Source organism: Pigmentiphaga litoralis (assembly GCF_048632615.1).
Classification (GTDB): domain Bacteria; phylum Pseudomonadota; class Gammaproteobacteria; order Burkholderiales; family Burkholderiaceae_B; genus Pigmentiphaga; species Pigmentiphaga litoralis_B.
This window is the reverse complement of sequence record NZ_CP184479.1, coordinates 3170480-3192766: the sequence shown is the minus strand read 5'-3', so window position 1 is coordinate 3192766 and position 22287 is coordinate 3170480. Positions and strand designations below refer to the sequence as shown.

The 22287-nt window shown below is 63.6% G+C and carries 20 protein-coding genes and 4 pseudogenes; 14 read left to right on the top strand and 10 right to left on the bottom strand.

Annotated elements, in window-relative coordinates; genetic code table 11:
- Positions 1-157 precede the first annotated feature (157 nt).
- Positions 158-1372 carry an MFS transporter gene (locus ACNANG_RS14475; RefSeq protein ID WP_420223557.1) on the top strand — a complete coding sequence of 405 codons (1215 nt, stop codon included), beginning with the start codon at positions 158-160 and terminating at the stop codon, positions 1370-1372.
- A 108-nt stretch (positions 1373-1480) separates the two neighbouring features.
- Here the strand turns inward: ACNANG_RS14475 and ACNANG_RS14470 are convergent, their stop codons facing one another.
- A complete protein-coding gene (locus ACNANG_RS14470) occupies positions 1481-2173 on the bottom strand; it encodes a pentapeptide repeat-containing protein (RefSeq protein ID WP_420223556.1) in 693 nt (230 codons plus the stop codon).
- A 157-nt stretch (positions 2174-2330) separates the two neighbouring features.
- Between ACNANG_RS14470 and ACNANG_RS14465 the strand changes: the two genes are divergently transcribed.
- Positions 2331-2810, top strand: coding sequence for a carboxymuconolactone decarboxylase family protein (locus ACNANG_RS14465; protein WP_420223555.1), 480 nt, complete (start codon positions 2331-2333; stop codon positions 2808-2810).
- On the opposite strand, the gene ACNANG_RS14460 is transcribed toward ACNANG_RS14465, so the two are convergent.
- Positions 2811-3770: a LysR family transcriptional regulator gene (locus ACNANG_RS14460; protein WP_420223554.1), complete on the bottom strand. Its 960-nt coding sequence runs from the start codon at positions 3768-3770 to the stop codon at positions 2811-2813.
- Positions 3771-3870: 100 nt separating this feature from the next.
- On the opposite strand from ACNANG_RS14460, the gene ACNANG_RS14455 reads away from it, so the two are divergent.
- On the top strand, positions 3871-4734 hold the full coding sequence (locus tag ACNANG_RS14455; RefSeq protein WP_420223553.1) for an HpcH/HpaI aldolase/citrate lyase family protein: 864 nt from the start codon (positions 3871-3873) through the stop codon (positions 4732-4734).
- A 47-nt stretch (positions 4735-4781) separates the two neighbouring features.
- Here the strand turns inward: ACNANG_RS14455 and ACNANG_RS14450 are convergent.
- Positions 4782-5965 (bottom strand): annotated as a pseudogene (locus ACNANG_RS14450) (class I SAM-dependent methyltransferase).
- A 112-nt stretch (positions 5966-6077) separates the two neighbouring features.
- Here ACNANG_RS14450 and ACNANG_RS14445 point away from each other — a divergent pair.
- The 7 genes and pseudogenes from ACNANG_RS14445 (at position 6078) to ACNANG_RS14415 (ending at position 10977) form a co-directional block, all read left to right on the top strand.
- A complete protein-coding gene (locus ACNANG_RS14445) occupies positions 6078-6887 on the top strand; it encodes an SDR family oxidoreductase (protein WP_420223552.1) in 810 nt (269 codons plus the stop codon).
- A 12-nt stretch (positions 6888-6899) separates the two neighbouring features.
- Positions 6900-7271 (top strand): dihydroneopterin aldolase, encoded by a 372-nt coding sequence (gene folB, locus ACNANG_RS14440; RefSeq protein WP_420223551.1) that lies wholly within the window; start codon positions 6900-6902, stop codon positions 7269-7271.
- A complete protein-coding gene (gene ttcA / locus ACNANG_RS14435; protein WP_420223550.1) occupies positions 7268-8278 on the top strand; it encodes a tRNA 2-thiocytidine(32) synthetase TtcA in 1011 nt (336 codons plus the stop codon). The genes folB and ttcA overlap by 4 nt, the downstream gene beginning before the upstream one ends.
- Before the next feature lies 1 nt (position 8279).
- Positions 8280-9095 carry an ABC transporter ATP-binding protein gene (locus ACNANG_RS14430; RefSeq protein ID WP_420223549.1) on the top strand — a complete coding sequence of 272 codons (816 nt, stop codon included), beginning with the start codon at positions 8280-8282 and terminating at the stop codon, positions 9093-9095.
- Complete coding sequence (locus ACNANG_RS14425) at positions 9092-9868, top strand: ABC transporter permease (protein WP_420223548.1); 777 nt, start codon at positions 9092-9094, stop codon at positions 9866-9868. Before ACNANG_RS14430 ends, ACNANG_RS14425 begins: the two co-directional genes overlap by 4 nt.
- 72 nt (positions 9869-9940) lie before the next feature.
- Positions 9941-10330: pseudogene (locus ACNANG_RS14420) on the top strand (ABC transporter substrate-binding protein); the annotation flags it as partial.
- Positions 10213-10977 carry an ABC transporter substrate-binding protein gene (locus ACNANG_RS14415; RefSeq protein WP_420227546.1) on the top strand — a complete coding sequence of 255 codons (765 nt, stop codon included), beginning with the start codon at positions 10213-10215 and terminating at the stop codon, positions 10975-10977. The pseudogene ACNANG_RS14420 and the gene ACNANG_RS14415, both read left to right, overlap by 118 nt.
- Here ACNANG_RS14415 and ACNANG_RS14410 read toward each other — a convergent pair whose 3' ends face one another.
- A complete protein-coding gene (locus ACNANG_RS14410; RefSeq protein WP_420223547.1) occupies positions 10978-11409 on the bottom strand; it encodes a winged helix-turn-helix transcriptional regulator in 432 nt (143 codons plus the stop codon). It lies immediately after the preceding gene.
- Positions 11410-11518: 109 nt separating this feature from the next.
- On the opposite strand from ACNANG_RS14410, the gene ACNANG_RS14405 reads away from it, so the two are divergent.
- Positions 11519-12265, top strand: a complete 747-nt coding sequence (locus ACNANG_RS14405; RefSeq protein ID WP_420223546.1) for an SDR family oxidoreductase — start codon at positions 11519-11521, stop codon at positions 12263-12265.
- 9 nt (positions 12266-12274) lie between these two features.
- Here the strand turns inward: ACNANG_RS14405 and ACNANG_RS14400 are convergent, their stop codons facing one another.
- The 5 genes and pseudogenes from ACNANG_RS14400 to ACNANG_RS14380 all read right to left on the bottom strand — a co-directional run.
- The gene (locus ACNANG_RS14400) at positions 12275-12643 is read right to left on the bottom strand and encodes a hypothetical protein (RefSeq protein ID WP_420223545.1); all 369 of its coding nucleotides are present in this window, start codon (positions 12641-12643) and stop codon (positions 12275-12277) included.
- Complete coding sequence (locus ACNANG_RS14395) at positions 12640-13623, bottom strand: Bug family tripartite tricarboxylate transporter substrate binding protein (protein ID WP_420223544.1); 984 nt, start codon at positions 13621-13623, stop codon at positions 12640-12642. Before ACNANG_RS14395 ends, ACNANG_RS14400 begins: the two co-directional genes overlap by 4 nt.
- Positions 13624-13646: 23 nt before the next feature.
- Positions 13647-15440, bottom strand: coding sequence for a hydantoinase B/oxoprolinase family protein (locus tag ACNANG_RS14390; protein WP_420223543.1), 1794 nt, complete (start codon positions 15438-15440; stop codon positions 13647-13649).
- Positions 15437-17043, bottom strand: a pseudogene (locus ACNANG_RS14385) (hydantoinase/oxoprolinase family protein). Before ACNANG_RS14385 ends, ACNANG_RS14390 begins: the two are co-directional and overlap by 4 nt.
- Positions 17029-17571, bottom strand: a pseudogene (locus ACNANG_RS14380) (hydantoinase/oxoprolinase N-terminal domain-containing protein); the annotation flags it as partial. The pseudogenes ACNANG_RS14380 and ACNANG_RS14385, both read right to left, overlap by 15 nt.
- Positions 17572-17750: 179 nt before the next feature.
- Between ACNANG_RS14380 and ACNANG_RS14375 the strand changes: the two are divergent.
- From ACNANG_RS14375 to ACNANG_RS14365, 3 genes are all read left to right on the top strand, one after another.
- Positions 17751-18677, top strand: a complete 927-nt coding sequence (locus ACNANG_RS14375) for a LysR substrate-binding domain-containing protein (protein ID WP_420223542.1) — start codon at positions 17751-17753, stop codon at positions 18675-18677.
- A 143-nt stretch (positions 18678-18820) separates the two neighbouring features.
- Complete coding sequence (locus ACNANG_RS14370) at positions 18821-18964, top strand: hypothetical protein (RefSeq protein ID WP_420223541.1); 144 nt, start codon at positions 18821-18823, stop codon at positions 18962-18964.
- A gap of 18 nt (positions 18965-18982) precedes the next feature.
- Positions 18983-21211 (top strand): phosphocholine-specific phospholipase C, encoded by a 2229-nt coding sequence (locus ACNANG_RS14365; protein WP_420223540.1) that lies wholly within the window; start codon positions 18983-18985, stop codon positions 21209-21211.
- A 43-nt stretch (positions 21212-21254) separates the two neighbouring features.
- Here ACNANG_RS14365 and ACNANG_RS14360 read toward each other — a convergent pair whose 3' ends face one another.
- Complete coding sequence (locus ACNANG_RS14360; protein WP_420223539.1) at positions 21255-22235, bottom strand: tripartite tricarboxylate transporter substrate binding protein; 981 nt, start codon at positions 22233-22235, stop codon at positions 21255-21257.
- Positions 22236-22287 lie beyond the last annotated feature (52 nt).

Sequence of the window (22287 nt, the reverse complement as noted above, 5' to 3'; positions counted from 1 at the left end):
GACTGGGGGCGCGGAACGGTGATGCGCTCTTTCGGCCACGCAGTCCATTGCGCCTCTTTGCATGATTCGCAAAGATCCTTTGCGTTGTAAGGGATTTACGCAAAAGGCGCAAACATCGATGATGAACCCCTCGGTAACCCTAATATGTGAGTCCGCCATGACCACCCATGTCGCCACTGCGACGTCCCGCCCCGCCGTGCCGGCCGGCATCCCGAACAGCCTGGTACTGCTGTTCGCGTTCTGCTGCGGCGCCATCGTCGCGAATATCTATTACGCCCAGCCGCTGATTGAACTGATCGCGCCGGACGTCGGCCTGTCCAGCCATGCCGCCAGCTTCATCGTGTCGTTGACGCAGGTGGGCTATGCCATCGGCCTGCTGTTCCTGGTTCCACTGGGTGACCTGACCGAAAACCGCCGCCTCATGATCATTACCCTGCTGGTGTCGGCGGCAAGCCTGGTCGGCGCGGCCTTGTCCGGCCAGCCCGGCACCTTTCTGGTCTTTTCGATGCTGATCGGCTTCAGTTCCGTCTCGGTCCAGATGATGGTGCCGCTAGCCGCCCACATGGCCACCGATGAAACACGGGGCCGGGTCGTGGGCAGTGTCATGAGCGGTCTTCTGTTCGGCATCCTGCTGTCGCGCCCGCTGTCGGGTCTGGTGGCCGACCACTTCGGCTGGCGCACCATGTTTGCCGCGGCTGCCGTGCTGATGCTTGCCATCGTCGTGCTGCTCGGGCTGACCATGCCGCAACGCCGGCCGGCCCATACCGCCAGCTATGGTCAGCTGATTCGCTCGCTGCTGGTCCTGCTGCGTAGCCAGCCCGTGCTGCGTCAACGGGCGTTCTACCAGGCGTGCATGTTCGCCGCCGTTGCGCTGTTCTGGACCGCCGTGCCAGTGGAACTGTCGCGTCACCATGGTTTTTCGCAAAGCCAGATCGCCCTGTTCGCGCTGGTGGGCGCCGCCGGGGCCTTCGCGGCACCCTTCACCGGCCGGCTGGCCGACGCAGGCCATGGCCGCATCGGCACCCTGATCGCCCTGGCCGGCGCCGCATTGAGCTTTCTGCCGACCCTGATCCACCCGGGGTTCGGCGTGTTCGGCCTGGCGGTCACGGCCGTCGTACTGGATCTGTGCATGCAGATGTCGATGGTGATCGGCCAACGCGAAGTCTACGCACTGGATGCGAAGGCGCGCAGCCGGTTGAACAGCATCTACATGACCGCCATCTTCATCGGCGGTGCGATCGGCGCCGCGGTAGCCAGCGCCCTGTACGATCATGGCGGCTGGGCATGGGTGGGTATTGCCGGAGCCTTGTTCGCGGTCGTGGCGTTGATCAAGTTCCTGGTCGATCCGAAGGTGGCTGCCGCAGCGAAATAACAAGGTGATGGCGCGTCGACCGGCACGTTCGCGGCCGGTCTTGCCTTGTCTGGTCTTGCCGGCGCAGGCCATGGGCGCACGACATACAGCACACTGACGAACGAGGACTCACGCCACATGCAACCCCAGTTCGGCCAGCAGCTCGGCCGCCTGGTGATACGAAATGGTGGCGCCCTTCAGCACCGACGTATCGGGCAGCTTCAAGCCACCCAGATCGACCTGCCGCAGGTCTGCCCCCGCAAATTTCGTCTTGGTCAGATTCGCGTTGCGCAAGCTGCCACCGTCAAACACGGCATCCGTAAAGTCGCAGCCGGTCAGATCCGCATCCGACAGATCCAGCTGCACCAGCCGCTGCTTGCGGAATGACAGACCACGCAGGTCCGTACTGATCAACAAGGATTCTTCGAACACCAATCCCAATCCCGCCACTTCCGCCAGGCGTGCCCCCGTCAGCTTCACGTTGCTGAAGCGGGCCGAGGCCAGACGCGCGCGCCGCCGCTGCGTGTTGTTCAGGTCGCAGCGTTCGAACTGGGCGTCGGTCAGGTCGGCCAATTCGAAATCGGCCTGACGCCCCTTGCACTGACGCCACCGAGAGTCGGCCAGCAAAGCGCGGCTCAGCGCCGCTTCGACAAAAGAACATTCGATGAAGCTCGCGCCCCGCAGATCGAGGCGGGTCAGGTCGGCGTCATCGAAGTTGCATTGCACGAACGTCAGCGCGCCATCGGTTGACGACAACAACGACTGGACGTCGGCGCGTGACAGGGCGCGGCCGGTGATGGGAAACGGGTGTTGGGGGATCATTCGCGCATTATCGCCGCCCTGGGCCTTGGGGCGTGTCGCTGCCCGGCGCGATTGGTGCATTCCAGTCAACACAGCGAGCCCGCTTGCGTGGCTTCCGGCAACGGCCCGCGACTCCTACGATGGACCCATTCCATCGCAGCCCCACAAGGAGTCCACCATGACCCATCGCATCGACTACGTCAAACAAGCCCCCGACCTCTTCAAGCGTTTCGTTGACTTCGGCAACCATCTCAAGAACAGCAGCATCGAGACGGCCATCGTCGATCTCGTCGACATTCGCGCTTCCCAAATGAACGGCTGCGGCTTCTGCCTGGACATGCACGTCAAGCAAGCCACGCTGCATGGCGAACGTCCCTTGCGTCTGCACCATGTCGCCATCTGGCGCGAATCCACCCTCTTCTCGCCCCGCGAACGCGCCGCGCTGGCCTGGACGGAAGCCCTGACCCACCTGCCCCCGCACGGCGTGCCCGACGCCGTCTATGAACAGGTCCGCACCGAATTGTCCGAACGGGAAATCGTTGACCTGAGCTACGTGATCATGGTCATCAATGCGTGGAACCGCATCAATGTGGGCTTCCGGAGCGTGCCCGGTTCGCTCGACAAGCCGTATGGGCTGGACAAGGCCGAGCTGGCTTGATCACCACGTTCCAATCCGCGGGCGTTCAAGGCCCAGGCCGCGGATCTTTTCCGTCATGTAATCGATGAACACACGAATGCGGGCCGGCAGATGCTGGCGGCTCTGGTAGCAGAGCCAATGGCCGCGGTCATCGGGCGCGAAGGCATCCAGGCACGACACCAGTTCGCCCGACCGTAACAGATCGCTGACCTGATACGCCGCCATCTGCGCAAAGCCCTGACCATCGCGCACGGCACGCAGCACCAGGTCCGCATCGTTGATCGTGAACCGCGCCCGCGGCAGCACCCGCTGCAGGCGCCCATCCACGTTGAACTCCCATTCGTACAGGCGGCCCGACGCGAAGCGGAAGTTCACGCACAGATGCTGTTCAAGATCCGCGGGGACCCGCGGCACGCCGTGCTCGCGTACGTAGTCGGCCGACGCGCACACCACCATCTGCATGGGGATGAGTTGTTTGGCGATCACCTGGCTGTCTTCCATGCGCCCATTGCGAAACGACACGTCAACGCGGTCAGACGTAAAGTCCGTCGGGCCATCATCGAGCAACAGGTCCAGCGAGATATCCGGATAGGCGGCGCAGAATTCCTTGAGCAAGGGCGCGACCACCTTGCGGCCGAAGCCCACCGTGGCGCACACCCGCAGCGGGCCGCGCGGCGGGCCCTCGCGCAAGTCGCGCATGTCTTCCAGCGCCTTTTCGATGCGCGTCACGCCCGGATGACAATTGGCGTAAAAGAGTTCGCCTTCTCGCGTCAGCGATGTGCTGCGGGTCGTCCGCAGAAACAGGCGCACGCCCAATTGGGTTTCCAGCTTCTGGACACTGCGGCTGACGGCTGACCGGCCGATGCCCAGCCGATCTCCGGCCTTGGCAAAACTGCCTTCGGCCGCGACGGTCAGGAACGCGACCACGCCGGCATGACTGGTCGCAAAGCTGGCGGAAGGCTTGTTGGCACGGGTCGTCATGGTGGCGGAAGGCTCGGGTGGACAGGTGCTTGCATGCTACCCGACGCGCCGCCTCAGGTATCCTGCGCGTTCGATCCGCTTCCTACTCTGACCGACGCCCATGCGCAGCAAACTCTTCGTTCCATGCTCCCGTCCCGAACTGTTCCCGAAAGCGCTGGCCAGCGCCGCCGACTCGTTATCGTTCGATCTCGAAGATGCCGTTCAGGAAAGCCGCAAGCAGGAAGCGCGCGAGGCCATTGGCGCCTTCCTGCGCGGACTCGCCTCTGCCGAGGTGACCAAGACACTGATCGTTCGCGTCAACGCGCTCGACTCCGGCCACTTCGAGTCCGACCTGGACGCCATCGTCTGCCCTGCGCTGCACATCGTCAATCTGCCCAAGCCTGAATCGGCTGACGACATCCTGGCCGCCGCCGACGCGCTGCAGCGCTTCGAAACCGAACGAGGCATCACCACGCCCGTCGGCCTGCTTGCCAACATCGAAACCCCCACCGCGCTGACCAACGCCTCCGCGATCGCCAAGGCCAGCCCGCGTGTCGTTGGTCTGCAGGTAGGCTTGGGCGACCTGTTCGAAGACCTCGGCATCGACCGCACCGACACCCTGGCCGTGCATCACGTCCAGTTCGCGCTGCGCATGGCGGCAGGCACGGCCGGCGTCTGGGCCTACGACGGCGCCTACGCAGCCATCGCCAATCCCGACGGCTACCGCGCCGAAGCCGAAGCCGCGCGCCGCCTCGGCTTCCTGGGCAAGACCTGCATCCACCCCAGCCAGATCGCCATCGCGAACGAGGTGTTCCGGCCGTCAGACAAAGAGATCGCTCACGCGCTGCGCGTGGTGGCCGCCGCCGACCAGGCAGAGAAGGATGGTGTCGGCGCCTACACGGTCGACGGCCAGATGATCGACCCGCCCTTCAGCCGCCGCGCAAGGCAGATCGTGAAGGCGGCGAAGGAATTGGGGTTGGCATGATCGGGACGCGCTGCAACGGTGCCGCGCGGTGGCGTGGCAGTCCGCGCCTACAGCCGATGCCGCCGATCCCCTTGCGCGAAACCGCGCAGGCTCACATCCACATCGCGCCCGACCGCCAGCACCTTGAACAGCTCGCCCATCTCGGCGGGTGACAGCAGCTTCTGCACCGGCGCGACGGTTTGCGCATAAGCCTTGGCATCCGACGGATCCAGGTCCGCCAACATGTCGGCCAGCCCCGCGTTCATCAGGAAGGTCGACTGCGACGTATAGCCCAGGACTTCCAGCCCGCCTTCCAGCGCCGCGTCGGCCATCGCAGTGAAGTCCACGTGCGCGGTAATGTCCTGCACGCCCGGCGCAACGAACGGATCGGCATGGGCCACATGGCGCAGGTGGCACATCAGGGTCCCCGCGGCGCGCTGGGGGTGGTAGTACTCGGCCTGCGGAAAGCCGTAGTCGATCAGCAAGGCCGCGCCGCGCGTCAGCCAGTCGCCCATGCCGCGCACGAACGCCTCGGCCTGCAGATTGATCTCGGACGTGTAGCCGGGCAAGGCGGGCAGGCGGGGGACACGGCATGGGTCAGCGGATCGGCAGCCGGGCGGTCCACCCAGACGAATGCGCCGGTGGCATCCACCGACACGCCTCGCTCTTGCAGACCGCCGCCATTGTCCGGCCAATGGAACAGGCGCACGGGCATGGCGTCCAGCAGTTCGTTGGCAACCACGCACCCGGTAAAGGACTCGGGCAAGGCGTCCAGCCAGGTGACGCGATCGCCGAACGCTGCCAGGGTGGCCTGCTGCCGCTCACGCAAGTCGGCTGACACTTCCAGGATGCGGTAGCGGGCGGCGACACCCAGGACGTCCAGCGCTTCCAACAAGGAGCGTGCCAGAACGCCTGTGCCTGCGCCCACTTCCATGACCTGGACCGATCCGCAATCCGCGAGCACCTCGGCCACCTGGCGGGCCAGGGCCGCGCCGAACAGTGGGGTCAGTTCCGGAGCGGTCACGAAGTCGCCACCCAACGCGGCGGTGCCGGGCGATCCCAGCTTTTCGCTGCCGGCGGCGTAATAGCCCAGGCCGGGCGCATACAGGGCGTCGCCCATCCAGTGGTCGAAGGGCAGCCAGCCCCCGGCGGCGGCAATCTGCGCGCGCAGGTGGTTGGCGACGGCGTCGCTATGCTGTTGCGACAAGGGGTCAAGGGGCGGCAGGCCCTGGGCAGGAGCGGACGGAGACATGGACATCGAGGCAGGAGGCATGACGCGCATTTTCCCACGGAAGTGGTTTGCCCCTTGCCCGCGCCGCCCTTGGTAAACTGCGGGATTCGCCCTTACGGTTACCTCTTTCCCCATGAACGACGCGCGTTCCGACAGCAAAGTCGTCCTCGTCACTGGCGCGGCCCGCCGCATCGGCCGCGAAATCGCGCTGGCCTTTGCACGCCGCGGCTGGAACGTCGCGATCCATTACGCGACCTCGCAACAAGACGCCGCACAGACCCGCGACGACCTGCACGCCCTGGGCGTCGAAGCCGCGGCCTTTAGCTGCGATCTGGCTATCGAAGCCGAGGTCGGCAATCTGGTGCCGGCTGTCGTCGCGCGCTTCGGGCGGATCGATGCGGTCGTCAACAATGCGTCATGTTTCGAGTTCGATGACGTCGAAACCTTCCACGCCGCGTCGCTTACGCAACACCTAATGCCCAATCTGGTCGCGCCCATCGTGCTGGCGCGTGGCCTGGCGCATGCCGTCGCGGACCGCGGCGGCAATGCGCGGGGCGTGGTCGTCAACCTGCTCGACCAGAAGCTCTGGAACTACAACCCCGACTTCCTTTCGTACACGCTGAGCAAGGCCGCGCTGGAAGCCGCCACCACCATGCTGGCCCAGGCGCTGGCGCCCGCGGTGCGGGTGGTGGGCGTCGCGCCCGGACTGACCATGATCAGCCACCTGCAGACGCCCGAGCAGTTCGCGCAGACCCACGCCATGTCCCCGCTAGGACAGGCCAGCACCCCCGATGACATCGCGAGCGCCGTGCTGTTCGCCGCCGAAAACGGATCCATGACGGGTACCACCCTCATGGTCGACGGCGGCCAGCACCTGGTGGGCTTTTCTCGCGATTTCAGCATGATGAACCCGTCCGCAGCGCCGCCTGCGGCGACTCCCTGAGCACGACACGCCATGCGCACCCGCCGTATCTTCTTCACCCGCCTGGCCATCGATGCCCAGATCGGCATCCTCGACCACGAGCGCGGCGCCACGCAGCCGCTGCACATCGACGCCGAGATCGACGTTGCGATGATCGACATTCCGCGCCATGACGGCATCCAGGAAGTGCTGGACTACCGTCACCTGCGCCAGGCCATCATCGACGAGTGCACCCGCACGCATGTGAACCTGCTCGAAACCCTGGTGGACCGGCTTGCGGCCCGTCTGCTGACCCAGTTCGCCGACGTGCAGCACGTCAAGCTGCGCGTGAGCAAGCCCCAAGCCTTTGCCGACTGCGTTGCGGTCGGCATCGAAATTTCGGCCTCCCGTGGAGACCTGGCATGAACGCCGTTCCTTCCCTCATGACCCAAGGCGATGTCGTTGCCGACGTCAACGACACCCAGGCCGCTGAATCCGCCCGCGCCCGCCTCAAGCGCGAACGTGAGCGCAACAAGCTCGACAAGCGCCTGACGCGGGAAGTGGGCCGCGCCATTGGCGACTTCAACATGATCGAAGAAGGCGACAAGGTCATGGTGTGTCTGTCGGGCGGGAAGGATTCGTACGGCATGCTCGACATCCTGCTCAAGCTGCGCGAACGGGCGCCGATCCACTTCGACATCATCGCCGTCAACCTGGACCAGAAGCAGCCCGGCTTCCCGGACGACATCCTGCCGCGCTACCTGACCGAATTGGGCGTGCCTTTCCATATCGAAACGCAGGACACCTACTCGATCGTCACGCGCGTGATCAAGGAAGGCAAGACGATGTGCTCGCTGTGCTCGCGCCTGCGCCGCGGGATCCTCTATCGCGTGGCCGACGAACTCGGCGCGACCAAGATCGCGCTGGGTCACCATCGCGACGACATCGTCGCCACCTTCTTCCTGAACATGTTCTACGGCGGCACCCTGAAAAGCATGCCGCCCAAGCTGGTATCCGACGACGGCCGCCATACCGTGATCCGCCCGCTGGCCTATGTCAAGGAAGCGGACCTGATCGCCTACGCGGACTGGAAGGGCTTCCCGATCATTCCGTGCAACCTGTGCGGGTCGCAGGAAAACCTGAAGCGCAAGGAATCCAGCCGGCTGATCGCCACGTGGGAAAAGCAATTCCCGGGCCGGATCGACAACATCTTCAATGCCCTGTCCCGCGTCACGCCCTCGCACCTCATGGACCGCGGCCTGTTCGACTTCGTCAACCTGAAGCCGACGGGTGTGCCGGATGCCGATGGGGACACCGCCTTCGACGCCGTGGACCCCGTCAGCCCCGCCGCGGCAGCATCCGCCTGTGGCAGCAGCGACGACGGTCCTATCACCGAACACGCCGTCCGTTTCCTGCGGCCACAAGGCAACTGACTTGCCCGAGGCGCCGGTCGTCCTGCATGCGCAAGGGGTGTCGCGCCGCTACGCCAAGGGCGTGATGGCGCTGTCGCCCGTGGACCTGACCGTGCGCGAAGGCGAATTCGTCACCCTGCTCGGCCCGTCGGGCTGCGGCAAGACCACGCTGCTGCGGTTGATGTCCGGGCTGGATGTGCCGACCACGGGCACACTGACCCGGGCTGTCGATGAAGACGACCTGTCGTATGTGTTCCAGGACGCCACCCTTATGCCCTGGGCGTCGGTGCGCACCAACGTGCGCCTGCCGGTCGACCTGACGCGCGGCAGCGGCAAGCGTTCGGCTGCCGACGCCGCGCAGGCGGTCGCTACCGCACTCGAACGGGTCGGCCTCAGCGACTTTGCGGACGCCTTTCCCCGCGAACTGTCGGGCGGCATGCGGATGCGGGTGTCGATCGCGCGTGCCCTGGTCACCGCGCCCCGGCTGCTGTTGATGGACGAGCCCTTTGGTGCACTCGACGACATCACCCGCCAGCATCTTGACGACGAACTGCTGGCGTTGGCCCGCAAGCACCGGCTGACCGTGGTGTTCGTTACCCATAACGTCTTTGAAGCCGTGTACCTGTCGACCCGCGTCGTGGTCATGTCGGCGCGGCCCGGACGGATCGTTGAAGACGTCAACAATGACGCGCCCATGCGGGATGCCGCCTTTCGCGGATCGCCCGACTTCGCAATGCGCGCCGCCCGCCTGCAGGCGGCATTGCTGAAGGGCCAGCAACCGGGGGGACAGCAACCGGGCGCCCTCAGCGCCGCGGGCATCGGGGACACGCAACCATGAGCCCCGCACTGCGCTGGTCCGCGCCGGTCATCGTCGCCATCGTCCTGCTGCTGATCTGGCAAGGACTGGTCCGCGCCTTGGACGTCCCGATCTACCTGGTGCCCGCGCCCACCGACGTGGCGCACGCACTGGCCAGCGACTGGTCCCTGCTCGCGCAATCCCTGTGGTTCACGCTCAAGATCACCGGCCTGGCGCTGGCGGCCGCAACAGGCATCGGCGTCCTGCTCGCCTTCCTGTTCGTACAGAGCCGCTGGATCGAAGCCAGCCTGTTTCCGTACGCCGTGTTGTTGCAGGTGACACCTATCGTCGCCATCGCGCCGCTGATCATCATCTGGATCCAGAACACCACGGCGGCCTTGACCTTGTGCGCCACCATCGTCGCGGTCTTTCCCATCATCAGCAACACCGTGCTCGGGCTGCGCAGCGTCGACCCGGGCCTGCTCGACTTCTTCCGTCTTAAACGCGCGTCGCGCTGGCAGATCCTGTGGCGCCTGCGCCTGCCGTCGGCCTTGCCCGCGTTCTTCGGCGGCCTGCGGATTGCGTGCGGACTGGCCCTGATCGGCGCGGTCGTTGCCGAATTCGTCGCCGGCACGGGCGGCGCGCAGACCGGCCTGGCCTACCAGATCCTGCAGGCCGGCTACCAGATCAACATCCCCCGCCTGTTCGCCGCCCTCTTGCTCATTACCGTGGCCGGCGTCATCCTGTTTGCGGTGATGACCCTGCTGTCACGCATGGTGCTGGCGCGCTGGCATGACAGCGAAACCACGGACTGATTGAACGATGGCTGGGTTGACCCACGACCGCCTGACCCACTACCCGCACCCACGTCCTTGCCCGGAGACCCCATGACCTCTGCCGCCAAGCTTTCTGCCTCCACGCCCAGGCGCTTCCTCGCCCTGCCCGCGACCATCGCCGTCACCCTCGGCGTGCTTGCCGCTGCCCTGATCCCGGCAGGCGCCTATGCCCAGACCGCTCCCACCAAGCTCACCTTCGGCTCGAACTGGTACGCCCAGGCCGAACACGGCGGCTTCTACCAGGCGGTTGCGGAAGGCATCTATCGCAAGCACGGCCTGGACGTCACGATCAAGATGGGCGGCCCGCAAGTCAACGGCATGCAATTGCTGCTGGCCGGCCAATACGACGTCGCCATGGGGGACGACCTCCAGACCTACAAAGGCGTCGAACAAGGCCTGCCCCTGGTCACCATCGCCACCACCTTCCAGCAATCGCCCACCGTGCTGGTGTCGCATCCCGGTCCCAAGACCCTGGCCGACCTGAAAGGCCGCACCCTATTCATCGGCCAAGCCAGCGAAACCACCTTCTGGCCCTGGCTCAAGACCAAGTACGGCTTTACCGACGCTCAAAAAAGCCCTACACCTTCTCGGTCCAGCCCTTCCTGGTCGACAAACAATCGGCCACCCAGGGTTACCTGGCGTCCGAGCCGTACACCATCGAACAACAGACCAGACAAAAGCCCACCGTCTTTCTCTTGGGTGAATACGGCTACCCACCCTACGCGCAAACGCTGGTCACGACCCGCAGCGCATTGACTGCCAAACGCGACGCCTTGCAGCGCTTCGTGCAAGCCAGCGCGGAAGGGTGGAAGAGCTACCTGGCCAATCCGGCGGCGGGTAATGCGTTGATCCTGAAAGACAATCCGCAGATGACCCCTGCGCTGCTGGATTACGGTGTCAAGGCCCTGAAGCAGGCCAAGCTGGTTGATGGGGGCGACGCGGCCAAGCGGGGGCTGCTGACGATGACGGATGCGCGCTGGAAAGCGACGTATGACTTCATGGTCAAGGAGAAATTGCTGGCGCCGAGCGTTGATTACCGCAAGGCGTTCACGACGGAACTGGTGGATAAGGTCAACGTGTTGCCGTAGTCAACTTTTTGCAGTGGTTCCCGCGGAGTTGTCTTCGATCTGTCGGGCGTCGAACGCATTGCGTGCTTTTGCGATCGTCGCCTGATTGTCCTGCGCCCAAATCCACACTCCGCAGAACGCCTTGCTCAGACCCAGCCCCAGGTCGGTCAACGCGTAAACCACCTTGGGCGGAATCACGGGAAACACCGTGCGGGTAACCAGGCCATCGCGCTCCATCGCCCGCAAGGTCTGCGTCAACATCTTCTGGCTGATCCCTGAACATTCGCGGGCCAGCTGCGTAAATCGGCAGTCCCCCTTTTCCGTCAGGACCTCAATCAGCAACATCGTCCACTTGTCCGCGACGCGGCTGATCGTTTCTTTCACCAGCGCGTCCAGCTCGGGCGTTGTCGGCGGAAAGTCGTGGGGAACGCGCTTTTCAGCAACGCTGCGCATGGTTCTTCACTCTCTTTTGGGTGGGTATAGATTTTTCAGGTGCCTTCTTGCGAAAGGTTAGTGTGCTCCTTAAGCTTCGGCAAGTATTCACTTATTGCCAGGACACACCATGCCACTCACCAACAAGAAAATTCTCATCACCGGCGGCAATTCAGGCATTGGCCAGGCTCTTGCCGCGGCGCTGCAAGCCAAGGGAAACACCGTAGTGATCACTGGCCGCAACCCGGACACGCTGCACGCCACGCTGGCTAAGCACCCGGGCATGACCGGCTACGCACTGGACGTGACCGACGTGAATGCGCTGGCCGGATTCGCTGACCGCGTGCTGACCGATCAGCCGGACCTGGATGCCGTGATCCTGAATGCGGGCATCATGGAAGCCGAGGACTATCTAGCCGATGCCGTCAGCACCGACGTTGCCGACCGCACCATCTCCACCAACCTGATCGCCCCGATCCACCTTGCTGCGGCCTTCTTGCCGCACTTGCTCACCCGGCCCGCCGCCGCGCTGATGACCGTGTCGTCCGGCCTGGCATTCGTTCCGCGCGCGCAAAACCCGGTGTACTCCGCCACCAAAGCTGCGATCCATTCGTGGACGCAATCGTTGCGCCACCAGTTACGCGATACGTCCGTCGCCGTCCACGAAATCGCCCCGCCGCTGGTAGCAACGGAACTGACGCCGGGCCAATCCAAGTGGGATGCTGCCCTGCCCTTGGATGCCTTCATCACGGAAGTCATGGACGTCCTGTCACAGGATCAAGTGCCCAACGAGATCCTGGTGAAACGCGTGCTGTTTCAGCGCAACGCCGAACGTGAAGGGCGCTTTGATGCGACGTTCGCGGCCATTAACGGGTAGTGGATAAGATCAACGTGTTGCCGTAGTGCCTGCGTGGCTCTCTTCGAACGAGCGCAAGGACGCATCCAGATCCGCCAACAGCCGTCTCGTTCCAGGACCATCCTGAGTCATCTGAGCGATGGCCTGGAGCAGGACCAGGACGTTCCCGCCACCGTCTTCGGTGCATCCTGCCTGCGCAAGCAGCGCTGCAAGCGCTGGGTTCTGGCCGTGCTTGGCAAACAAATAACCGAGCACGTCCTGTTCGAAGTCCGCCACGCTGATGCCTCCGAAACCCGCGCTGCACATGCACGACATGCCGGCCAGTTGAATATGCCCCTGAGCCAGCCGGGTCCACCGGCCAGCCGTCGAGATGGCCTGCACGGACAGTGACGTTGTCACTCTTGCGCCATGCCGATATCGGCGATGAGCTTCTGGAACTTCCGGACCTCATCCACCTTGAAGTCCGTGAACTGATCCGGTGTGGAGAACAACGGTTCCTTGGCGGTCGCTTCATAGTTCGCCACCAGTTCGGGTGACTTCAGGATCTTCTGGATGCTGGCATTGATACCTATGACCACCGCCCGCGGGGTGGCTGCCGGCGCCTCGATCGCCACCCACGATGACAAGGAAAAGCCAGGCAGGAATTCCGACATGGCGGGCACGTCGGGCAGGCTTGGACTGCGCTTGCCCGTCGTTACCGCCAACGCTTTGACCTTGCCTGCCTTGATGCTGGGCAAGACCGAGGTATCACCAAACAGGTAATCGATCTGCCCGCCCATCAGCGCCGCGAACGCGGGTGCGGTACCCGGATAGGGAATGTGCGCCGCTTTGGCATTCAAGGCACGATTCAGCATCTCGCCGCTCAGATGCGGCACACTTCCCAAGCCTGACGACCCGAAATTTAACGCGCTGCCTTTCGACTTGATGAGGTCCACCAATTGCGGGAATGATTGGACCGTGGAGTTCGGCGGAACGACCAGGATGAAAGGGCTGTCGCTCAACAAAGCCACCGCCGCAAGGTCGGTCAGATAGTTGTAGGGTTGCTTCTTGAATTGCGATACGGCAATCGCATGCTGAGTCACACTGAGCAGCAAGGTATAACCATCCGGCTTGGCGCGTGCCACGTAGTCTGCCGCGATCATCGTGCCGCCCCCTGGCTTCGACTCCACGATCACCGGTTGCTTCCACTCTTGGCCTAGTTGTTGGGCAACCGCGCGCGCCAGGATGTCGGCGCCACCCCCTGGAGGATAGGGCACGACCAGCATGACAGGACGGCTAGGAAACGTGTCGGCAAAGGCGGCAACGGTCAGGCACTGCAGGACGACATAGGTCAGCGCCAACAGCGCGCGCCGTGTCACAGATGATATCGAGTCGATCATGGTTGTCTCCATCCACATTATTTTTATGCTTCATCGCGGCACTGCCGGCTAGGGGTCCGCAGCGCTACCGTTGCAACTTCGTCAAGCTTCCCCGCATCGTCGACCACTACCCGGTAATGTTCCCTTGCGGCCCCTGCGCTGACATAGCCGTGCCTGACGTCCCGTAAAACTGCCATCGGGTCCCGTTCCTCGGGCGGACCGAATCCGCCACCGCCGCCCGCACGAAGATACAAACGGTCCCCTGCGCGCAGCCGTTGACTCCGAATCTTGCCGGCAAGGGTCTCCTGCCCGTGTTCACCTCGCATCGATACGCGAACGTCGTTCGGCAATCCAGCCAGTCCGCCTTCCAGTCCCCACGGCGCACATTGCATTCGGTCGGCCTGGATGTCGACCGCAATGGTCGAGCGGGCCTGAACGACCACTTCCGTACCCAGCCCGCCTCGAAAACGGCCAGCGCCGCCCGAGTCGGGCCTGAGTGCGTGGCGTTCGATCAAGATTGGGTACTTCGCTTCTAGTTGTTCGCAAGGGCTGTTATGGGTGTCGCCGTCGTTGGAACACACGACGCCACTCATGCCGTCGCCATTGTGTTTCGCGCCCCAACCGCCGCCGGTCGGGCCGATGAACCCGATGAAGAACTTTCCGTCCACGGGCGCGATGCCGTGGAACAGCGTGATAACGAGATCGGCATGATGCGCGGCGATCGTGCGTTCCGGAATGGCGGCCACCATCGCTTTGAAGATGGTGTCCACCACCGTCATCGGAAACGTCATCCACTTGCGCATCGCCGCAGGTTTCACCGCGCTGACCACCGTGCCGCTGGGCACGATGACCTTGAGCGGCCGAAAGCTCCCTTCATTGATCGGATAGTCGGTTGGCGACGTCAGGCACTTGTACGCGACTTGTGCGCACGAATAACCGGTGCTCGGCCCGGAGTTGAAAAAGCCCTGTACTTGGGGACTGACCTCGGATAGATCGACCGTCAGTTCGTCGCCGCGTTTGAGGACCCGGACTTTGATAGGCACAGGTTTGCCGATCTGCAGCCCGTCGTCATCCATGAACGACTCGGCCTCGTAGACGCCATCGGGAATGGACAGCGTCCTGGCACGCGCCGCGGCTTCTGACCGGTCCATGATATTGGCGATGGCACCCAGCACATTGCCCCTGCCATATCGGTCCAGCAACTCGGTGAACCGTTTCGTGCCGGTCGTTACCGCGACGATCTGCGCGCGCAGGTCGCCCATCGCGCGGTCGGGCAATCGCACGTTGGCCTTGATGATGTCGACAAGATCCCCGTTGATCCGTCCGGCCTGCGAATACTTGAGTATCGGTATCTGCAGCCCTTCGGAAAAGATGTCGGACGTGGGCCCGCCCAGGGATCCGCCAACGTCTGGCCAGTGCGCCATGCAGCACGCCCAAGCTGTGAGTTGGCCGCCGGAAAAGATCGGCTGACTGAATGTGAAGTGGTTCAGATGACTGCCGGTAATGTACGCGTCATTGGTGACCAGGATGTCGCCCGGCGCAATGCCTTCGACACCGTATTTGGCCAATTTTTCCCTGACGGTATTGGCCATACCCCGGATAAAGCTGGGCAGGCCTATCCCTATAGAAATCGTCTCACCCCGCGCCGTGAACAGGCCTACCGTAAAGTCCAGGGCCTCATAGATGATCATGTTGTAAGCAGTGCGCATGAGGTTGGTCTTCATTTCCTCGGTCACCGCCAGCACGCCGTTACGCACGATCTCCGTCAGCACCGCGTCGGGACGCGGTATGTCCTGTTCGGCAGACAATGCATCCGCGCTATCCATGGAAGTAGTCATGGTGTGGCTCCCAGCTTGATGTGAAGATTTCCGAAAGCGTCCACCTCGACGACATCGCCGGGGAAGACGACCGTCGTCGAGGCGTGCTCTTCGATCAGCGCCGGACCGGCGATGCGGTTGTGGGCGAGCAGTTTGTCCCGCCTGAACACCGGCGTCATGACATCGCTGCTGGCGTCCGAAAACACCACCGGCCGGGACCCAGCAGATGCTTCTTCAGGGCTGTCGGTGGTGCCCGCCTCGATCCGTTCCATCGTGGGTTTCGTCATGACACCCGTCGTCGCGGCGCGCAGCGTCACGATCTCGACCTTCTCGGTTGGCGCGCAGGTGCCGTAACGTTGCTGATGCACCCTGTCAAAGTGTTGCTTGATCGCGTCGCGGTCTTGTCGTTCCAATAGCTGCGCGTCGAGCACCACCGTTACCGAATGCTCTTGCCCGACATAGCGCATGTCGGCGGAGTACGTCACGCGTACCACGTTCGGCGTAATGGCCGCGCCGTCGAGGGCCGCTTTGCCTTGCCCAGCCAGGGATGCGAACTCGTCACGGATTTCATGGAAGTCGACGTCGGCCAGTTTCCTGAAGGTTGTCTTGACGAAGTCGTAGCGAAGGTCTGAATGCAACATGCCGAACGCACAGAAATGGCCAGGTGCCCGGGGAATGATCACGTGCTTCATGCCGATCTCGCGCGCGATGGACGACGCGTGCAGGGGGCCTGCGCCGCCGTAGGCAATGAGGGTGAACGCCGCCGCATCCAGCCCACGTTCGGTCGATACGCCCTTGACCGCATACGACATCTTCGTGACCGCAATGCGAAGAATGCCATTCGCAGCGGCTAACAGGTCCAATCCAAGCGGCCCGGCAATACGGTCCGCAATGGCGGCCCGCGCGCTGTGTACATCAAGCAGCATCTCACCGCCAAGGAACCTGTCTGCGCCCAAGCGCCCAAGAACCAGGTTGGCGTCGGTCACGGTCGGCGCCACGCCCCCTCTTCCGTAGCACGCAGGACCGGGCTCAGCGCCTGCGCTGCGGGGCCCGACATGCAACGAACCCGAGGTGTCCACTTCTGCGATGCTGCCGCCGCCGGTCCCGACTTCGAACACGTCGACGAGCGGAATCTGGATGGGCAACCCCTGGTTGTAACCGCCCACCAGCGCGACGTTGGTTGTCAGCACGCTTGATTCGAAGATGACGCCGGCCTTGGCCGTGGTGCCCCCATGTCGAAGGCAATGGCATTTGCCAGACCGAGTTCGGCGCACAGCGCATGGGCGCCGATGACACCGGCGGCCGGGCCCGATTCCAGCATACGCACGCAGTGTTGCTGCGCCTGAACCGACTCATACAGTCCTCCAGTGGACTGAACGAGAAGAAACGCGCCGCGGAACGCCTCGTCGCGCAGGCGCGTTTCAATCTCTGCAACATACCGGCTGACAACCGGCCCGACATACGCGTTGGCGACGACGGTCGAGCATCGCTCGAATTCTCGATACTCTTGCGACAACTCATGCGACGCACTGACGAACGCGCGCGGCAGGCGTTCCTGCACGATTTTTTTGACGGTGATTTCGTGGGTGGGGTTGGTGTAACAGTGCAGCAGCAGGATCGCCACGGCATCTACCCCCTGCTCGATCAGGGCGTCGCAAATGCGGTGCACTCCGAATTCGTCAAGGGGAACATGGACGTTACCCTCGGCCGTCAACCGCTCCCGTACTTCAAAGCGCAGGTCCCGTTCGACTAACGGAACATGCTTGGCAAAGAACAGGTTGTAGGCATCCGGCCGATTGATCCGGCCGATTTCGTAGACGTCCCGGAACCCTTCGGTAATCAACAACGCTGTCTTCGCACCTTTGCGCTCGAGCAGGGTGTTGATCGCGACGGTCGATCCGTGCAGAAAGATTTCGGCGTCGGCGAACCGGGTCCCCGCTTTGCCGACACCGTCGGCGATACCATCAACCAGATGCTGCGGAGTACTCAGTGTTTTCCCCAGGGACATGGCGCCGGTCGACGAATCGAAGTAGGCCACGTCAGTGAACGTGCCTCCAATGTCGGCTGCAAGCCGGCTGCCTTTTTCATTGTTTTGTCTCGCTCGATAGGGTCTGGTTCGCCGGCCTTGGAAATCGGCAGGCGGCGCAGTCATGGTATCGAGCGGCTGCACGATCGAACACTCGCGTTTCGTCTTAGCGGCGTGACAGAATTTGCACAAATCGCGGTGCAGCGAACGGGACTGTCGGCCCGCCTTGCCGCGCTTGCCCTGATGCAAGGTGCGCGGTACGGTCACGCGATTGCTCCTTCCACACCTTCGATCCTCCCCATGCCATGACAGAAGACATTGCCGGCTCAAGAATCTCGCTGGAACTGCTCGGCCTGTTCTTGGAAGTCGTCGAGCGACAGAGCATTTCGGCTGCGGCCCGCGTGTGGCAGATTGCGCCCTCGCTGGCTGCGCGCAAGATAGGCCGGCTCGAAGCGGAATTGAACACCCGTCTGTTCGACCGGACGACGCGAAGAATCCACCTGACTGAGGCCGGTGTATTGACGCTTGCCTGGGCGCGCGACGTGCTTGCCCATCATGACCGGCTGACCGATGACATCGACGCATTGCAAGGGCAATTGGCAGGTAATCTGCGCCTCGTCATGAGCGAATACGTATCGACAATATTGACCCCTGCGTTCCTGGCGGCGTTCTCTCAGAAGTATCCAAGGATCCGTTTTTCGATCGCCATCATGGATGACATCGTGGGCATCGAGAAGCGGGATTACGACGTGGCGATCCAGTCTGGCCGCTTGCCTGATTCGACACTCAAGGGCGTCCGGATCAGGGACTATCGTCGAGTCCTGTGCGCGGCGCCATCCTATCTGGCGCGCCGGGGCAAACCGACCTCGCTTGAAGCTCTAATCGAGCACGACTGCCTGACGCATCAACAGGCCATCGATGGGTATTGGACATTCAAGAAGGGCAAGGACGTGATCCGGCAACGGGTCCATCAACTGCTCTTCAGCAATAGCTATCTGCCTTTGATCGCGCTTGCACGACACGGCATGGGGATCATCCAGGCCAGCACCGGATCCGTTCGCGCCGCAGTCGCGAGTGGCGAACTGGTCTGCCTGCTTGAAGAGTATGAATGCGTAAATTCAGACGGCTCTTCGCTTGCAACGTGGCTGTTGTACCCAGGCGGACGGGTCTCAGCACGAACCAGAACTTTCATCTCTGAACTGACTGCCTACATTCGCGAGCTTCCGCCCTAAGCGCCCCCATTCATCTTCCCGTCAGCCCCGTGTCATTCCCCCGTCACGGCGCGCCTCTACCATTCGCGCACTTTCCCACGGGGCGGCGACTCAAAAATGCAGCCGCCCCGTAGCCGACCTCAACGTGCGCTGTCCTCACTTCCATGCCTTCCGCCCTGCTTGCCACGCGCCTTGCCGCGATGGCGCTGCTGGCCGCCTGTCTGACCGCCTGCGGCGGTGACGACGCGTCCAGCGGCAATGACTCGACCCCGTCCCAGCCGCAAGCCGTCATGCGCTGCGCGCCCTGACTCAAGGAGCCCACCCCCATGACCTCACGCCGCCAATTCATCAAAGCCGCCAGCACGGCCGGGTTCGCCTCGGCCGCGCTCGCTGCGTTTCCGCCCAGCATCCGCAAGGCGCTGGCCATCGAAGCCAACAACGCGACCGGCACGATCAAGGATGTCGAGCACGTCGTGATCCTGATGCAGGAAAACCGGTCGTTCGACCATTACTTCGGCACGCTTAATGGCGTGCGCGGATTTGGCGATCGCATCACGATTCCGCTACCTAAAGGTCGCAGTGTGTGGCAGCAGGAACGTTCCAATGGCACGGTGCTGACGCCTTATCACCTGGACGGCAGCAAGAACAACGCGCAGCGCGCGGCGGGCGCGAACCATACATGGGTCGACAGCCAGAAGGCGTGGGACAACGGTCGGATGACCAACTGGCCGACGCAGAAGAAAGACATTTCGATGGGCTACTTCAAGGAAAGCGAGATCCCTTTCCAGTTCGCCCTGGCCAACGCGTTCACGATCTGCGATGCCTATCATTGCTCGATGCACACCGGCACGGATGCGAACCGCTCCTTTCACATCACCGGCACCAATGGGCCGACGGCGCAGGGCGTTGCCTTCGTCAACAATGAGTGGGATGCGATCGACGGGCTGCCGTCGTCGGCCAATGTGGGCTACACGTGGACCACCTATGCCGAGCGCCTGGAGGCGGCGGGGATCAGCTGGATCTCGTACCAGAACATGCCTGACGAATGGGGCGACAACATGCTGGGCGCGTTCCAGCAGTTCCGCAAGGCCAATCTGGCGTCGGGCTATCCGGTGTCCAGCGGCGGATCGCCAGGCAAGCCATATGACCTGACGGGCCAGGCGCTGCCCTACAAGGCATATGACGCCGCCAAGGACAATGCCGGCAATCCGCTGTACAAGGGCGTGGCCAATACGCTGCCCGGCACGAAGCCCGAGGAATACCTGGACGCATTCAAGCGGGACATCAAGGCGGGCACGCTGCCGCAGGTGTCGTGGGTCAATGCGCCATCGATCTATTGCGAGCATCCGGGGCCGTCAAGTCCGGTGCAAGGCGCCTGGTTCCTGCAGGAAGTGCTGGACGCATTGACAGCCAATCCGGACGTGTGGAGCAAGACCGTGCTGATCGTCAATTTCGACGAGAACGACGGTTACTTCGATCATGTGCCCTCGCCATCGGCGCCGTCGTTGAATGCCGACAATACCGTGGCAGGCAAGTCGACGTTGAGCGATGCCGCGATGGCTGCCGAGTATTTCCGCCATCCGGCGCCGCAGGGCAGCAAGGGGCAGCCGGCTCCGGATAATCGCGTGTATGGTCCGGGGCCACGGGTGCCGCTGTATGTGATCTCGCCGTGGAGCCGGGGTGGCTGGGTCAATTCCGAGGTGTTTGATCACACGTCGGTGCTGCGCTTTCTTGAGGCGCGTTTTGGCGTGCAGGAGCCGAACATCAGTCCGTACCGCCGGGCGGTCTGTGGCGATTTGTTGAGCGCGTTCAATTTCAAGACGCCCAACACTGAAACCCTGCCCACGCTCAAGGGTCGCAGCACCCGCGATGCGGCAGACCAGTTGCGCACGGCGCAGCAGGCGTTGCCGGCGGTGCCGGTGCCGACCGACATGCAGTTGCCCGTGCAGGCAAGTGGCGTCCGGCCGTCGCGCGCGCTGGCGTACGAACTGCACACCAGTGCCCGCGCCAATGCCAACGGTTCGGTGCAGTTGCTGTTTTCCAATACCGGCCAACGCGCCGCCGTGTTCCATGTGTACGACGCGCTGCACCTGGACCGGATTCCGCGCCGCTATATCGTGGAAGCGGGCAAGACGCTGGATGACACGTGGACGACGCAGGCCACCGACGCGGGCCGCTACGACTTGTGGGTGCTGGGGCCCAATGGCTTCCATCGCCATTTCAAGGGCGACACGACCCGCCTTGCCGCGAGCAAGGCGACGCCTGAAATCCGGGTCTGCTACGACATCGCCAATGGCCATGTCTATGCCGAGATGATGAACGGCGGCACGGCTCCGGTGCAGTTCAGCATCGTGTCGATGGCGTATCGCAAGGACGGTCCGTGGACGGCGTCGGTCGCGGGCGGCGCGACGTCCACCCAGCATTGGTCGCTGGCGGACAGTGGCCGCTGGTACGACTTTGCCGTCACGTGCGATGCCGACCCGGCGTTCTATCGCCGTTTCGCGGGACGCGTGGAGACGGGCGAGCATTCGGTCAGCGATCCGGCGATGGGCTGAGCGGGGAGCCGGAACAAGCGGCCGCGGCCCTTGCCGCTCCCGCTTACCGCGCCGCCATGTCACCGCCTGCCTTCATGAACGCCGCCCATTTGGCGCGCTCGGCCCGGTCAAAGGCGGCAAAGTCTTTCTGCGCGTCGTTGGTCAGGTCCATGCCCAGCTCCATGACCTGCTTCTGCACGGCAGGTTTGGCCAGCACCGCCTGCACGGCGCGTGTCAAGGCCTCCTGAACCGGACGGGGTGTGGCGACCGGCGCATACAGCGCATACCACTGCGACACGTCGTACCCGGTGTAGCCCAACTCGTTCATGGTGGGCACGTCGGGCAAGGCCGCCGTCCGCTTCGATCCCGTCACGGCCAGGGGCGTCAACGCGCCCGCCTTGACCTGCGGCAAGGCCACCGGCAAGCCGGCCGCCATGAAGTCGAGATGGCCGCCGCGGATGTCGGTCACGGCCTGGGCTTCCCCTTTGTACGCCACCTGCACGATCTTGACGCCCGCGCTGCGCACCAGCATTTCGCCCGAGATCTGTCCGGTCGACCCCGGCCCCATCGATGCGAAACTCAAGCCGGTCGGCGCCTGTTTTGCCTTGTCGACCAGGGCGGGCATGGTCTTAACGGGCGACTGGCTGTTGACCACGAACACGTTGGATAACGACGCCAGGTGGATCAATGGCGAGAACTCGGCAGGCGTGTAGGGCAGCTTGGCGTCCATGGCGGGCGCGATGGTCATGATGCCTGCACTGGCCACGAACAGGGTGTAGCCGTCGGCGGGGGCGCGCGCCGCGTACTCGGCGGCAATGGCGCCGGCCGCGCCCAGCTTGTTTTCGACAATGACCGGCTGCTTCCAGGCTTCGCCCAATTCCTGCGCGATCAGCCGCGCCAGCACATCGGGGCCGCCACCCGCGGCCTGCGCCACGATCAGCTTGACGGGACGCGCGGGAAACGGAGCATCTGCCGCGTTGGCGCCGGTTGCGAATGCCAGGGCGGCCAGGGCCGCACACGGAAGGATCAACGGAAGTCGGGTCATGGTGTCGTCTCGATTGTCGTTCATGTCGCCGCGGCCTTTCTTGGCGTCCGCA

What these genes read in the sequence shown, in the direction of transcription:
- ACNANG_RS14475 (WP_420223557.1), top strand. Translation starts at nt 158, where the DNA reads ATGACCACCCATGTCGCCACTGCGACGTCCCGCCCCGCCGTGCCGGCC.
- ACNANG_RS14460 (WP_420223554.1), bottom strand. Translation starts at nt 3,770, where the DNA reads ATGACGACCCGTGCCAACAAGCCTTCCGCCAGCTTTGCGACCAGTCAT.
- ACNANG_RS14470 (WP_420223556.1), bottom strand. Translation starts at nt 2,173, where the DNA reads ATGATCCCCCAACACCCGTTTCCCATCACCGGCCGCGCCCTGTCACGC.
- ACNANG_RS14365 (WP_420223540.1), top strand. Translation starts at nt 18,983, where the DNA reads ATGACCTCACGCCGCCAATTCATCAAAGCCGCCAGCACGGCCGGGTTC.
- ACNANG_RS14410 (WP_420223547.1), bottom strand. Translation starts at nt 11,409, where the DNA reads ATGCGCAGCGTTGCTGAAAAGCGCGTTCCCCACGACTTTCCGCCGACA.
- folB (WP_420223551.1), top strand. Translation starts at nt 6,900, where the DNA reads ATGCGCACCCGCCGTATCTTCTTCACCCGCCTGGCCATCGATGCCCAG.
- ACNANG_RS14370 (WP_420223541.1), top strand. Translation starts at nt 18,821, where the DNA reads ATGCCTTCCGCCCTGCTTGCCACGCGCCTTGCCGCGATGGCGCTGCTG.
- ACNANG_RS14425 (WP_420223548.1), top strand. Translation starts at nt 9,092, where the DNA reads ATGAGCCCCGCACTGCGCTGGTCCGCGCCGGTCATCGTCGCCATCGTC.
- ACNANG_RS14445 (WP_420223552.1), top strand. Translation starts at nt 6,078, where the DNA reads ATGAACGACGCGCGTTCCGACAGCAAAGTCGTCCTCGTCACTGGCGCG.
- ACNANG_RS14405 (WP_420223546.1), top strand. Translation starts at nt 11,519, where the DNA reads ATGCCACTCACCAACAAGAAAATTCTCATCACCGGCGGCAATTCAGGC.
- ACNANG_RS14395 (WP_420223544.1), bottom strand. Translation starts at nt 13,623, where the DNA reads ATGATCGACTCGATATCATCTGTGACACGGCGCGCGCTGTTGGCGCTG.
- ttcA (WP_420223550.1), top strand. Translation starts at nt 7,268, where the DNA reads ATGAACGCCGTTCCTTCCCTCATGACCCAAGGCGATGTCGTTGCCGAC.
- ACNANG_RS14375 (WP_420223542.1), top strand. Translation starts at nt 17,751, where the DNA reads ATGACAGAAGACATTGCCGGCTCAAGAATCTCGCTGGAACTGCTCGGC.
- ACNANG_RS14390 (WP_420223543.1), bottom strand. Translation starts at nt 15,440, where the DNA reads ATGACTACTTCCATGGATAGCGCGGATGCATTGTCTGCCGAACAGGAC.
- ACNANG_RS14465 (WP_420223555.1), top strand. Translation starts at nt 2,331, where the DNA reads ATGACCCATCGCATCGACTACGTCAAACAAGCCCCCGACCTCTTCAAG.
- ACNANG_RS14360 (WP_420223539.1), bottom strand. Translation starts at nt 22,235, where the DNA reads ATGACCCGACTTCCGTTGATCCTTCCGTGTGCGGCCCTGGCCGCCCTG.
- ACNANG_RS14455 (WP_420223553.1), top strand. Translation starts at nt 3,871, where the DNA reads ATGCGCAGCAAACTCTTCGTTCCATGCTCCCGTCCCGAACTGTTCCCG.